Origin of the sequence: Nocardia wallacei (genome assembly GCF_014466955.1) — a bacterium.
GTDB lineage: Bacteria > Actinomycetota > Actinomycetes > Mycobacteriales > Mycobacteriaceae > Nocardia > Nocardia wallacei.
This window is the reverse complement of the sequence record NZ_AP023396.1, coordinates 3,186,879-3,199,524: the sequence shown is the minus strand read 5'-3', so window position 1 is coordinate 3,199,524 and position 12,646 is coordinate 3,186,879. Positions and strand designations below refer to the sequence as shown.

Below are 12,646 nucleotides of genomic sequence, written 5' to 3'. Positions count from 1 at the left end.
CACCGCCCGATGCCTTACAGGAAGCTGCCACCGCCGTTCACGGCGATGGTCTGGCCGGTGAGAAAGGCGTTGCCGGTCACCAGAAGCACCGCCTGACCGATCTCCTCCGGAGTGCCGATGCGGCCGACGGGCAGGCGGTCCGCGACGCCGGACGCCTTCAGCGGCGCGGCCATCTCGGTGTCGATCAGGCCCGGCGCGACCGCGTTCACGGTGATGCCCTCGGATGCCAGCCGGGCGGCGTACCCGCGAGTCAGCCCCTCCAGGCCCGCCTTCGACGCGTTGTAGTGCACGCCGACGCCGCCCGCGCCGCGCGCCGCGACGGAGGAGATGTTGACGATCCGTCCCCAGCCGCGCCGCCGCATCCCCGCAATCACGGCCTGGATGCACAGGAACGCCGATTTCAGATTCGTCGCGAGGGTCGCGTCGAAGTCGTCCTCGGTGAGGTCGTCGAGTCCGCGGATGGTGGCGATACCGGCATTGTTGATCAGCACATCGATCGGGCCGAGTGCCGACTCCACCCGCTCGGTCAGCGCCTCGACCTCGGCCCGTTTCGCCACGTCCGCCCGCACCGCGACGGCCGTGCCGCCGGCGCGTTCGATCTCGGCCACCGTGGCCGCCGCCTCGTCCGCGCGGCTGCGATAGTTGACGGCGACCGCCGCCCCGGCTCCGGCCAGCGCCACCGCGATTCCCCGTCCGATCCCCCGCGACGCACCCGTCACCAGGGCGGTCCGGCCGATCAGTGCAGCTTGTCCAGTCATGCGGCCACCGTAGGTAACGGAGCACACTCCAGGTCAAGCTCGGTGGCGAAAGCCGCTGGGCGCGAAGCGGTTCAGGCCGCCGAGGTCACCCGGTAGACGTCGTACACGCCCTCCACGTTGCGGACCACGTTGAGCAGGTGGCCCAGGTGTTTCGGGTCGCCCATCTCGAAGGTGAACTTGCTGATGGCGACGCGGTCACCGGAGGTCATCACCGAGGCGGACAGGATGTTGACCTTCTCGTCGGCCAGCACCTTGGTGACGTCGGAGAGCAGCCGGGTGCGGTCGAGGGCCTCGATCTGGATGGCGACCAGGAATACCGACGACGGCGACGGCGCCCACTTCACCTCGATGATGCGCTCGGCCTGGGCCTGCAGCGAATCGGCGTTGGTGCAGTCGGTGCGGTGCACGCTCACCGAACCGCCGCGGGTCACGAAGCCCATGATCTCGTCGCCCGGCACGGGGGTGCAGCACTTGGCGAGCTTGGCGACCGTGCCCGGGGCGCCCGGAATCTCCACACCGGCGTCGCCGCTCACGCGCTGGCGCGCGGGCAGGGTGGACGGCGTCGACCGTTCGGCGAGTTCGTTCTCGACATCGCCGACGCCGCCGAGCTGGGCCATCAGCCGCTGCACCACGGTGTGGGCGGAGACCTGGTTCTCCCCGACCGCCGCGTACAGCGCCGAGATATCGGTGTAGTGCAGTTCGTGCGCGAGCGCGCTCATGGCGTCGGCGCTCATCAGCCGCTGCAGCGGCAGCCCGGACCGGCGGACCTCCTTGGAGATCTGTTCCTTACCGGCCTCGAGGGCCTCCTCGCGGCGCTCCTTGGCGAACTACTGCCGGATCTTGGCCTTGGCGCGCGGGGACACCACGAAGTTCTGCCAGTCGCGGCTGGGTCCGGCGTTCTGCGCCTTGGAGGTGAAGATCTCGACGACCTCGCCGTTCTCCAGCTGCCGTTCCAGCGCGACCAGCCGCCCGTTGACCCGGGCGCCGATGCAGCGGTGGCCCACCTCGGTGTGCACGGCGTAGGCGAAATCGACCGGGGTCGACTTCTGCGGCAACGTGATCACATCGCCCTTCGGGGTGAACACGAAGATCTCCGGTGATTTCAGGTCGAAGCGCAGCGACTCCAGGAACTCCGCGGGGTCGGCGGCCTCCCGCTGCCAGTCCAGCAGTTGCCGCATCCACGCCATATCGTCGACCTCGGTCGAGTCACCGGAGTGCTTGCCCCTGGTCTCCTTGTAGCGCCAGTGCGCGGCGATGCCGAACTCGGCCGTGCGGTGCATGTCCTGGGTGCGGATCTGCACCTCCAGCGGCTTGCCGTCCGGGCCGACCACCGTGGTGTGCAGCGACTGGTAGACGCCGTAGCGGGGCTGGGCGATGTAATCCTTGAACCGCCCGGCCATCGGCTGCCACAGCGAGTGCACGACGCCGACGGCGGCGTAGCAGTCGCGGACCTCGTCGCACAGGATGCGGATGCCGACCAGGTCGTGGATGTCGTCGAAGTCCTTACCCTTGACGATCATCTTCTGGTAGATCGACCAGTAGTGCTTGGGGCGGCCCTCCACGATGGCGTTGATGCGGCTGGCGGCGAGGGTGTTGACGATCTCCGCCCGCACCTTGGCCAGGTAGGTGTCGCGCGAGGGCGCGCGGTCGGCGACCAGGCGCACGATCTCGTCGTACTTCTTCGGGTGCAGGATCGCGAAGGCCAGATCCTCCAGCTCCCACTTCACCGTCGCCATGCCGAGCCGATGGGCAAGCGGCGCAATGACTTCCAGCGTCTCGCGGGCCTTCTTGGCCTGCTTCTCCGGCGGCAGGAAGCGCATGGTGCGCATGTTGTGCAGCCGGTCGGCGACCTTGATCACCAGCACGCGCGGGTCGCGGGCCATCGCGATGATCATCTTGCGGATGGTCTCGGCCTCGGCGGCGGCGCCCAGGTTGACCTTGTCCAGTTTGGTGACGCCGTCGACCAGGTGGGCGACCTCGGACCCGAAATCGCGGGTCAGCTCCTCCAGCGAGTAGCCCGTGTCCTCGACCGTGTCGTGCAGCAGGGCGGCGACCAGCGTGGTGGTGTCCATGCCCAGCTCGGCGAGGATGTTGGCGACCGCGAGCGGATGGGTGATGTACGGGTCGCCGGATTTGCGGAACTGGTGGGAGTGCTTGTCGTCGGCGACGTCGAAGGCGCGTTGCAGCAGTTGCAGATTGGCCTTCGGATACAGCTCGCGGTGCACCGTGGCGAGCGGCTCGAGCACCGGCTTGACCGCGGCGATGCCGCGCTGACCGGTCATCCGCCGGGCGAGGCGGGCGCGCACCCGGCGCGAGGCGGAGGTGGGTACGGCGGCGGGCGTACCGGGCTGGCGCATCGGCATATTGCGCGGCGTGGGGACCTGAGCCGGATTCGGCTGGGGCACGGCCGGGACCGGGGTGGCATCGGCGCCCGCGCTCGATTGCTCGGCATTCGCCTTCTCCAGATGCTGAGTCATGCCACCACCTCTCCTGGCTCGATCGGATCACACTATCCGACCGTCCAACCGCTCAGACCACCAACTTTAATCCGCTCGTCCGACACGTGCCGGTTCCGCCGAAGATGCGCGGTCCGGTCCGGACGAAGCGGACCGCGACCCACCCCCGCCCCGCGCCCGGCCACCGGGTTCGCTGGATCATGGCTGATACCCGCGACCGCGGCCACCGCACGAACAGCCGCCACCCTATAAGCAATTGACAGCCGTTCCCACCTGTGGCCGGATGGGCGGCATGCACGGAGGGGATACCGCCGCAGGCGGGAGGGGGCACGGCCGGAAACGGATCCGCATCGCTGCGGTCGCCGACCTGCACATGCGCGAGTCGGCGCGCGGGCGGTTCGGTCCGGCGCTGCGCGAATCGGGCGAGCACGCCGATCTGCTGCTGCTCGCGGGCGATCTCACCGACGGCGGCACGCCGGAGGAGGCCGAACTGCTGTGCGCCGAACTCGCCGGGGTGCCCGTGCCGATGGCCGCCGTCCTGGGCAATCACGATCACGATCGCCGCCAGGGCTACCGGATCGCGGCCGCGCTCGCCGCCACCGGGGTGCGCGTGCTCGACGGGACGGCCACGGTCTTCGAGTTCGGCGAGGTGCGGGTGGGCGTCGCCGGTGTGATGGGCGGCAGCGGCGGATTCCCCGGTCACACCGGCGACCCGGATTCGGGCAGCGCCGAGCATCGGGAGCGCTACCGTCGCGGGCCCGCCGACGCGCTGCGGCTGCGTGCGGCCCTGGACTGCCTGGACACCGATGTGCGGATCGCGCTCATGCACTTCTCCCCCGTCCGCGCCACGCTGGCCGGTGAACCGGTGCGCATCCTGCCGGGGCTCGGGTGTGCCGAACTCGGCGCCGCGGCCGATGCCGGTCGCGCGGACCTGGTGCTGCACGGGCACGCGCACGGTGGCGTCGAATACGGTGAGACGCCCGGCGGCGTTCCGGTCCGCAATGTGTCCTACCCGGTGATCCGGGCGCCCTACCGGGTGTACGAGGTGGGTTGACGGGGGCCGGATTTGTCGGTGCACCGGCCTACACTGCCGCCATGGACCCGTTACCGCGGCTTCGGCGGATCTGCCTGGCGCTGCCGGAGAGCAGCGAACGGCTCAGCCACGGGTGCCCGGCATTCTTCGTGCGCGAGAAGAAGCAGTTCGCCATGTACACCGTCGCGGCCTACGACGAGCCGGGCCCGGCGATCTGGTGCCCCGCGCCGCTCGGGGCGCAGGCCGACCTGGTCGATGCCGAGCCCGACCGCTTCTTCGTCCCGCCCTATGTCGGCCATCGCGGCTGGCTCGGTGTCCGGCTGGACGTGGATCTCGACTGGTCGGAGATCGACGGCATCGTGCGCGACGCGTACCGCATGGTCGCCCCGAAAAAGCTGCTCGCCCAGTTGGATTGAGCGGTTAGCGCGGCCGCAGCACGACGACGCCGGGCGTGGTCCGCACGTAGTCGGCGAAGGGCGTGTCGACGACCTTCTCGTTCGCGGCCAGCGAGGAGGCGTTGCGGAAGACCGGCCCCTCGGGGGTCAGGACGAAGATGCCGACGTGGGTCACGTCGAGTCCCGGCTGATCGGCGTAGGCGCCGACGTAGTCGCCGGTGCGCAGCCCGCCCACGACACCGTCGTCCACGGTCCCCGCGGGCAGATAGGTGATGTCGCGATCGACCACCGGCAGACCCGGCAGATACGTGCCGCCATCGGCTTTCGCGTTCAGGCTCTTGGTGACGGTTACCGCCGCCGGGCTCAGCGTCGCGGTGATGTCGTCGGCGGCGATGCGCGGTGTGTGCGACCAGTCGCTGAAGAAGTGCTTGCGGTGCGCGAAATCGACTGTGCCCCCGGCATATCGGGTGTCGGCCAGATTCGACAGGAACTGGTCCCGGTCCGCCGAACGGCTCAGCGCCTCGACGTAGTCGAGATAGGTGAAGCAGTCGACCCGCCGGAAGTCGGCGACCAGCTGTTCGGGCTCGGCGGCCGAGCCGATCAGCGTGCCGGCCGCGTAGGGCGTGCCGAGGAACTGCCGCGACAGCACCTCGACCAGATCACCCTTGCCGAGCGCTCCGGCGGCGGCCTTCGATGCCAGCAGTTCATCGATCCGGCGCGCGGTGAAATCATCCATGCTCACCGGTCCGGCGGGGGCGGCGGCCGCCACCGGGACCGTCGCCACGACGCCACCGACCAGCGCACAGACGACGAGCACTACGCGAGCGACGAGACGCACGGACACCTCCGGACCAGTCGGCGAGCGGTGCGACCCGCGACGATCCGGGCCGACCGCATCGAGGCTACCTCGCGATTACTGTGCGGTGGCCTGCCGCTTCGGCAGCTTCCAGCCCGGCCGCGGGAAATGGCAGGTGTAGCCGTCCGGATACCGCTGCAGATAATCCTGGTGCTCGGGTTCGGCCTCCCAGAACTCGCTCGCCGGGGTCACCTCGGTGACGACCTTGCCCGGCCACAGGCCCGAGTCCTCGACATCGACGATGGTTTCCAGCGCGACCCGCTTCTGCTCGTCGTCGAGATAGAAGATCGCCGACCGGTAGCTGCTGCCGATGTCGTTGCCCTGGCGGTCCTTCGTGGTCGGGTCGTGGATCTGGAAGAAGAACTCCAGCAGCGCCCGATAGTCGGTGCGCGCCGGATCGTAGACGATCTCCACGGCCTCGGCGTGCCCCGGATGATTGCGATAGGTGGGGCGTTCGTTGCGCCCGCCGGTGTACCCGACGCGCGTCGACAGCACGCCCGGCTGCTTGCGGATCAGCTCCTGCATGCCCCAGAAACAGCCACCGGCCAGAATCGCCCGCTGCGTATCGGTCACGCGTCCTCCTTCGTGAACAGGGCTTTGTACTGCCCGTACCCTTCCGCCTCGAGATCCTCGAGGCGGATGAACCGCAGTGCCGCCGAATTGATGCAGTACCGCAGCCCGCCGGCCTCGCGGGGCCCGTCGGTGAACACATGCCCCAGGTGGCTGTCGCCGTGCGCGGACCGCACCTCGGTGCGGATCATCAGATGGCTGAGGTCCCGCTTCTCGACCACACTCCCACCATCTATCGGCTTGGTAAAGCTCGGCCACCCCGAACCGCTGTCGAACTTGTCGACCGAGGCGAACAACGGCTCGCCCGACACCACGTCGACGTAGATCCCCGCCTCGTGGTTGTCCCAGTACGCGCCGGTGAACGGCCGCTCGGTGCCGTCCTCCTGGGTGACGTGGTACTGCTCGGGCGAGAGCGCGGCGACGGCCGCGGGATTCCGGTTGTACTCCTGTGCCACATGACCTCCTCGTATCGCCTACCGTGCAACACCCGGCCGCACGCGGAAAATCCCGCTCGCTACCCCGGCTCGGCGTCCGCCAACCCCGCGTCGGTGAGTTCGAGCCGGCGGGTCACCCCGATCTCGTCGAGGAAACGGGGATCGTGGCTGACGACGACGAGGGCGCCCTCGAATCCGGCGAGGGCCTCGGTGAGGTGGCGCAGGCTGGGGAGGTCGAGGTTGTTGGTGGGCTCGTCGAGCAGCAGCAGCTTCGGCGCCGGGTCGCTCAGCAGCAGCATGGCCAGGGCCGCGCGCAGCCGCTCACCTCCGGACAGCGCTCCGGCGAGCACATCGGCGTCCGTGCCGCGGAACAGGAAGCGCGCCAGCTGGGCGCGGATCTGTTCGGCGGTGGCGTGCGGCGCCGCGGTCGCGACATTGTCGACCAGCGACCGCCGCTCGTCGAAGACGTCGAGGCGCTGCGGCAGCAGCCGCCAGGGCACCTTCGGCGGCTCGGCGACGATGCGGCGCAGCAGCGTGGTCTTGCCCGCGCCGTTGCGCCCGGTGAGCGCGATGCGTTCGGGCCCGGACACTTTCAGCGACACCACCGGGCCGTTCGCGAGGGTGACCGCGTCGAGCTCGATGACGTCCTGACCGGGATACAGCCGGGTGCCGGGCAGATCGATCCGGATCTCCCGGTCGTCGCGCAGCAGTTCCTGCGCCTGCTCGAGCTGTTCCTTCGCCTCCTCCACCTTCGCCAGATGGGTGTTGCGCAATTTGCCCGCCGAGACCTGGGCCTGCCGTTTGCGTTCGGCCATGATGATCTTCGGCTCGCGCTTGGAGTCCCACATCTTCTGCCCGTACCGCTTGCGGCGGTCCAGTTTGATGCGCGCCTCCACCAGTTCGCGCGACTGCTTGCGCACATCGCTGCGGGCGTCACGGACGGCCGCGCGCGCGGCCTGCTGCTCGGCCTCGATGATCTCGGCGTAGGCGTCGAAATTGCCGCCGAACAACCGGATTCCGCCCTGTCGCAGCTCGGCGACGGTGCCGACACGCTCGAGCAGGCCGCGATCGTGGCTGACGGTGAGCACCGTGCCGGAGAACTGGCTCACCACCTCGTAGAGTCGTTGCCGCGCCGCCGAATCCAGGTTGTTGGTGGGCTCGTCGAGGATCAGCACGTCGGGCTCGCGCAGTAGTTCCGACACCAGGCCCAGCAGCACGGTCTCACCCCCGGACAGGGTGTCCAGCCGCCGGTCGAGTTGTGTCACCGCATCGGCCAGATAGTGCAGGCCGAGCCGCCCCAGCAGCGCGATCGCGTGCTCCTCGACGTCCCACCGGGTACCGACGATATCGAAGTCGGCCTCCGCGCCCGCACCGGATTCGATGCGGTGCAAGGCTTCTCGCACTTCGGCGATGCCGAGCACGGCGTCCACCCGTTGGCCGGCGGCGAGGCCGAGATCCTGCCGGAGGTACCCCAGCCGACCCGGCACGGTGATCGAACCCCGCGCCGGGCGCAACTCACCGGCGATCAGGCGCAGCAGCGTGGACTTCCCGGCGCCGTTCGCGCCCACCAGGCCGATGTGCCCGGGACCGAGCACGGCATCGAGACCGTCGAAAACGGGGGTGCCGTCCGGCCAGGCGAAAGTGAGATCGGAAACAGAAACGGTCAGAGACATGTGCGGCTCCTGGGAGGTGGCATGGGATACGGCACGCGAAACGCGGGCCGCTCGGGGCTACCTCAGCAGAGCAATGCACACTCCGATCGTCGGGAACAAGACCACTACACGGTAGCCGGGCGGGCCGAACGCGCGCAAGGAACTTTTCCGCGACTCCCGTCACACCGCGCCGCGCTGCTGCCCGGAACACGTTGCGACTCAGCGGATCCGGAACACCGGAAAGCCCGGCCGCAACTCGCCGCCGCCCGCCACGCGGATGTGCGCACCCACCGGGTGGGGCCGGGCGGGGCCACCGGACAGCGCGCACCCGACTCGTCCACGAGCAGGTCGACCAGGGTCGTCCGCCACTCCCCCGACGTGTGCTCCGCGCACGGCCGGCAACCGCGACCCGGCGATGCCGATGCCGAGCCCGGGCAGGGCGCTGAATGTCCGCGCATCCGAAATGGTCAAGGGGCCTGTCTGTTTCGACCTTCGCGAGACCGGTTATGCCCAGAACATGTACAGATACAGAACTTATCGCACTGCTCACGGCTCCGGTACCGCTGCGGCGATCGTCAGCGCGATCGGCGGCCTCTTCGCACTCATCGAGGCCGTCTACATCCTGCTGCTGGTCTTCGAGGCCAACCAGACCAACAAGTTCTTCAGCTTCGTCAAGGGGCTGGCCGAACCGCTGGCACTGTTCTTCCCGGGCCTGTTCAACACCGGCACCTTCAAGCTGGACGTCATCATCAACTACGGCTTGGCGGCCGTGTTCTGGCTGGTGGTCACGGGCATCATCGCCCGGCTGCTCGCGCGGTTCTAGATCACCGTCGGACTACAGCCGCACGATGCTGGTCAGGGGATAGTCACCCTGGCGTTCCCGTCCGCCGAGGAAGCTCAACTCCAGCACCACGGCCGCGGCCACCACCTCGGCGCCCGCCGAGGCGAACAGTTCCGCGCTCGCGGCCAGGGTGCCACCGGTGGCGAGCACGTCGTCGAGCAGCAGCACCCGGCGACCGGTCAGATCGATCCCGTCCGCGGGGATTTCCAGTGCGGCCGAACCGTATTCGAGGGTGTACTCCCGCGACAGCACCGGCGGCGGCAGCTTGCCCGCCTTGCGCACCGCCACCACGCCGGTCCCCAGCGCGGCCGCGACGCCCGCGCCGAGCAGGAAACCCCGGGCATCCACACCGGCCACCAGATCGACGTCGGTGGCGCACGAACCCAGGCAGTCGATGACCGCGTGGAATCCGTCGGCGTCGGCGAACACCGGCGTCAGATCGGCGAACCGCACACCCGGCGTGGGGAAGTCGTCGTGCCAGCGGGTCAGCCGCTGCACCGCCTCCGCCGCCCGCGCCAGCCGCTCACCCGCGGTCTCCTCCGTCTCCACCATTCCATGTTTACTCATCTGCACCCACTCCCTCATCTCGCGCCCGCGGCGCTCAGCGCGACAACACCCAGCGATCCATATTCCAACCCGCACCCGCCTTGGCGGGATTGACGATCCCGTCCTCCATGCCGTCACCGAACGCGATGGTGCGCGGCGTGTTGAACAGCGGGATCGACGGCATCTCGTTCCACAGCAGGCTCTCCGCCTCGCTGTCGAGACCCAGCACCGTGGCCGAATTGTCATCGGCCGCAAGCTGATCGGTGATCGCATCGTATCGCCCGTTGCGGAAACGCCCGAAATTCAGGCCCTCGCCGGTGCGCAGCGCGGCGGTCGCCTCGATACCCGGCAGCGAACCGGCCGGGCCCGGCGCCGCGGCGGTGCTGCCCAGCACGGCGTCCACCTTGCCCTCGGCGAGCTGCGACGGCACGAAATCCGGTGTGCCCGCGTCGATGACGGTGACACCGGCAGCGCGGCACGCCTCGGCGATCGCCGCGACGGTCTGCGCGCGGCGGTCGTCCGGCGCACGATAGCCCACGCGAACGGTCGGATTGGGCACTCCGGCCGCCGCCAGCGCCTGCTGCGCCGCCGCCGGATCCCCGGTGCGGTACTTCTCCGCGGGCCGGGTGATCGCCGGGTAGTACACCGAATCCGCCTGCACCGTACGGGAATCGAGCGGACCGGAACCCAGGCCGGACTCGTTGTCGAACCCGGGGTGGCCGAACTTGTCGAACAGGGCCTGACGCGGCACGCACAGCGCGAACGCCCGCCGCGCCGCGGCGCTGCCGAACATCCCCGCCGTCGACAGCACCAGCTGCTCGGCGCCGCGGCCGGGCACCTGCTCGACCGAGAAACCGTCCAGATTCAGGTCTTTCACCGACCCGGCGCCGATATCGACGACACCGACCTCCCGATCGGACACCTTCGTCGCCAGATCGGTGTTCTTCGGCCACACCACGATGCGCGGCGTGCGGGCCTGATTGCCCCACCACTTCTCGTTCTTCACCAGCACCAGACCGTCGCTGTCGCTGTAGGAGTCGACGCGGTAGGGCCCCGAGGAGGGCAGCAGGTCGGTGTCGAGCTTGCCCGGCGTGAGCTGCCAGCCGGTGTTCCAGAACTGGGCCAGCCGGTCCAGTGCCGCCGGGTCCCCGGCCTGCACCGCCGCGACCACGTTCGAGACCCCGGCGGCCTTGGCGGCCACGTGCGCGGGCATCAGATCCCCGGCGTTGAACAGCGTCCGCCAGGCCAGGAAGTGCCGGTTCGGGCGGAACACGACGGTCGCGTCCTTCGACCCCGGCTGGCATTCCACCCGCTCGATGTCGGAGTAGCCGGCCGTGGTGGCCGCGTCGAACATCGGAACCACCCCGCCCGGACCGGGTTTGGTGAACCGGCCGCTGCGTGCCGCCCATTCCAGCACCAGGTCGTCGCACGAGGTGGCCACGCCGTCGGAGTAGGTCCCGTCCGGGTTGAGCCGGTACTGGATCGTCTGGGTCTCCCCCGGCACCTCCTTGGCGGTGCCGAAATCGGTGTCGGCGACCGGCTGCCCGTCCGGACCGGTGTAGAAGAAACCGGTGAGCACGCGCGAGAACACGCCCGCCGCGCCGCTACTCGCCCCGAGCGTGCTGCCGCCGTTGTAGCTGACCGGGACCGCGTCGACCGCGTACCCGATGGAGGGCACCTGGTTCTTGCTGCCGCAGCCCGCGAGCATGCCGCCGGCCAGCGCGCCCACCACCAGCACTCCGGCCGCGCGCAGCCCGATCCGCCGCGACGCGCGACGCCCACCGGACGCTTCGTGGTTACGCAAACTGCCTCCTCCGGACCCATGATTCCGGCAGTAGTCGACCACGGACTGCGCCGGACCTTCGTCGTTGCTCGAGCTGTCGCGGAGGCGGCCCGGCCACCCCCGCCGCACGCTCAGTGCCTTCTCTTGTGCCGCTTCCCGCTCGGCCGGGCGCCGGGTCTCGGTGCGCCGGAACCGGTCTGGCGCGGCCGGGTCACACCGCTGGCCGCGCCGGCGCGCTGCGCCGCAGCCTCGCCGATGCGCTCACGGCCGACGGCCGAACGCTTGGCGAGCACCTTCCTGGTGTGCGCGGCCACCGGGCCGAACCGCTCCTTGATCGACACCAGCAGCGGCACCGCGAAGAAGATGGACGAGTAGGCCCCGACGATCATGCCGACCAGCTGCACCAGCGCCAAGTCCTTCAAGGTGCCGACACCCAGCAGCCACACGGCGATCACCAGCATGCCGACGATCGGCAGGATGCCGATCACGGTGGTGTTGATGGAACGCATCAGGGTCTGGTTGGCGGCCAGGTTGGCCTGCTCGCCGTAGGTCCGCCGGGTCAGATGCAGGACACCGCGGGTATTTTCCTCCACCTTGTCGAACACCACGACATTGTCGTAGAGCACGTAGCCGAGGATGGTGAGCAGGCCGATCACCGCGGCCGGTGTGACCTCGAAGCCGACGATCGAATAGATGCCCGCCGTGACGATCAGGTTGAAGAACAGCGAGGCGATCGCCGCGATCGACATGTCGCGCTCGAATCGAATCGCGATGTAGATCATCGTCAGCACGACGAACACCACCAGCGCGATCAGCGCCTTGCGGGTGATCTGCCCGCCCCACGTCTCGCTGATCTCGGCGATGCTGATCGCGTTGCGGCTGACCGCGCCGCTGGAGTCCTTCGGGTGGAAGGTGTTGAACAGCGCGTCCTGCACCTGCTCCTGCTGGACGGGTTCCAGTGTGTCCGAACGGATCTCGAACGAGGCTGCCGCGCCGGAGCCGACCTTCTGCACGGTCACCGGGTCGTGGCCGAGCGCCCGGTTGTAGGCATCCTCGACCTGTGTGGTGCTGACGTCGGCACCCGCGGGCATCTGGATGCGGGTGCCGCCGGCGAAATCGATGCCCAGGGTGAAGCCGCGCACGGCGATGCTGAGCAGCGCGATCAGCACGAGCGCCAGGCTCAGCGCGTAGTAGAACCGGCGGCGGCCGACGATCCGGAACCCGCCGGTGCCGGTGTAGAGGCGTTCGAAGAAGCCGTGTTTCGGCGTACCGGCGGCAGGCTCGCCGACGGGTTCCGCGTCGAGAACGGAATGGTTGCTCAT

At 69.3% G+C, this 12,646-nt stretch carries 12 protein-coding genes and 1 pseudogene; 3 read left to right on the top strand and 10 right to left on the bottom strand.

All coding sequences use genetic code 11. The annotated features are described in order from the left end of the window. Positions 1-14 precede the first annotated feature (14 nt). Both NWFMUON74_RS14635 and NWFMUON74_RS14630 read right to left on the bottom strand, forming a co-directional pair. Entirely contained in the window at positions 15-758 is a 744-nt protein-coding gene (locus tag NWFMUON74_RS14635; RefSeq protein WP_187688338.1) for an SDR family NAD(P)-dependent oxidoreductase, read from the bottom strand. 71 nt (positions 759-829) lie between these two features. Further along, positions 830-3,121, bottom strand: a pseudogene (locus NWFMUON74_RS14630) (RelA/SpoT family protein). A 385-nt stretch (positions 3,122-3,506) separates the two neighbouring features. Here NWFMUON74_RS14630 and NWFMUON74_RS14625 point away from each other — a divergent pair. Both NWFMUON74_RS14625 and NWFMUON74_RS14620 read left to right on the top strand, forming a co-directional pair. Beyond that, the gene (locus tag NWFMUON74_RS14625) at positions 3,507-4,268 is read left to right on the top strand and encodes a metallophosphoesterase family protein (protein WP_187688337.1); all 762 of its coding nucleotides are present in this window, start codon (positions 3,507-3,509) and stop codon (positions 4,266-4,268) included. A gap of 41 nt (positions 4,269-4,309) precedes the next feature. Then, positions 4,310-4,663 carry an MmcQ/YjbR family DNA-binding protein gene (locus tag NWFMUON74_RS14620; protein ID WP_187688336.1) on the top strand — a complete coding sequence of 118 codons (354 nt, stop codon included), beginning with the start codon at positions 4,310-4,312 and terminating at the stop codon, positions 4,661-4,663. A 4-nt stretch (positions 4,664-4,667) separates the two neighbouring features. Here the strand turns inward: NWFMUON74_RS14620 and NWFMUON74_RS14615 are convergent, their stop codons facing one another. The 5 genes from NWFMUON74_RS14615 to NWFMUON74_RS14595 form a co-directional block, all read right to left on the bottom strand. After that, a complete protein-coding gene (locus tag NWFMUON74_RS14615; protein ID WP_187688335.1) occupies positions 4,668-5,480 on the bottom strand; it encodes a DUF1460 domain-containing protein in 813 nt (270 codons plus the stop codon). A 75-nt stretch (positions 5,481-5,555) separates the two neighbouring features. Next, positions 5,556-6,071 carry a peptide-methionine (S)-S-oxide reductase MsrA gene (gene msrA, locus NWFMUON74_RS14610; RefSeq protein WP_187688334.1) on the bottom strand — a complete coding sequence of 172 codons (516 nt, stop codon included), beginning with the start codon at positions 6,069-6,071 and terminating at the stop codon, positions 5,556-5,558. After that, a complete protein-coding gene (msrB, locus tag NWFMUON74_RS14605; RefSeq protein ID WP_187688333.1) occupies positions 6,068-6,523 on the bottom strand; it encodes a peptide-methionine (R)-S-oxide reductase MsrB in 456 nt (151 codons plus the stop codon). Before msrB ends, msrA begins: the two co-directional genes overlap by 4 nt. 59 nt (positions 6,524-6,582) lie before the next feature. Then, positions 6,583-8,175 carry an ABC-F family ATP-binding cassette domain-containing protein gene (locus NWFMUON74_RS14600; protein ID WP_187688332.1) on the bottom strand — a complete coding sequence of 531 codons (1,593 nt, stop codon included), beginning with the start codon at positions 8,173-8,175 and terminating at the stop codon, positions 6,583-6,585. Positions 8,176-8,373: 198 nt separating this feature from the next. Continuing rightward, positions 8,374-8,625 carry a hypothetical protein gene (locus NWFMUON74_RS14595; protein ID WP_187688331.1) on the bottom strand — a complete coding sequence of 84 codons (252 nt, stop codon included), beginning with the start codon at positions 8,623-8,625 and terminating at the stop codon, positions 8,374-8,376. Between the two features lie 46 nt (positions 8,626-8,671). Between NWFMUON74_RS14595 and NWFMUON74_RS14590 the strand changes: the two genes are divergently transcribed. After that, entirely contained in the window at positions 8,672-8,977 is a 306-nt protein-coding gene (locus tag NWFMUON74_RS14590; RefSeq protein ID WP_187688330.1) for a hypothetical protein, read from the top strand. 12 nt (positions 8,978-8,989) lie between these two features. Here NWFMUON74_RS14590 and NWFMUON74_RS14585 read toward each other — a convergent pair whose 3' ends face one another. The 3 genes from NWFMUON74_RS14585 to secF form a co-directional block, all read right to left on the bottom strand. After that, positions 8,990-9,562: an adenine phosphoribosyltransferase gene (locus tag NWFMUON74_RS14585; RefSeq protein WP_187688329.1), complete on the bottom strand. Its 573-nt coding sequence runs from the start codon at positions 9,560-9,562 to the stop codon at positions 8,990-8,992. 34 nt (positions 9,563-9,596) lie between these two features. Continuing rightward, entirely contained in the window at positions 9,597-11,249 is a 1,653-nt protein-coding gene (locus NWFMUON74_RS14580) for an ABC transporter substrate-binding protein (RefSeq protein WP_187689160.1), read from the bottom strand. 206 nt (positions 11,250-11,455) lie between these two features. Beyond that, the gene (secF, locus tag NWFMUON74_RS14575; protein WP_187688328.1) at positions 11,456-12,646 is read right to left on the bottom strand and encodes a protein translocase subunit SecF; all 1,191 of its coding nucleotides are present in this window, start codon (positions 12,644-12,646) and stop codon (positions 11,456-11,458) included.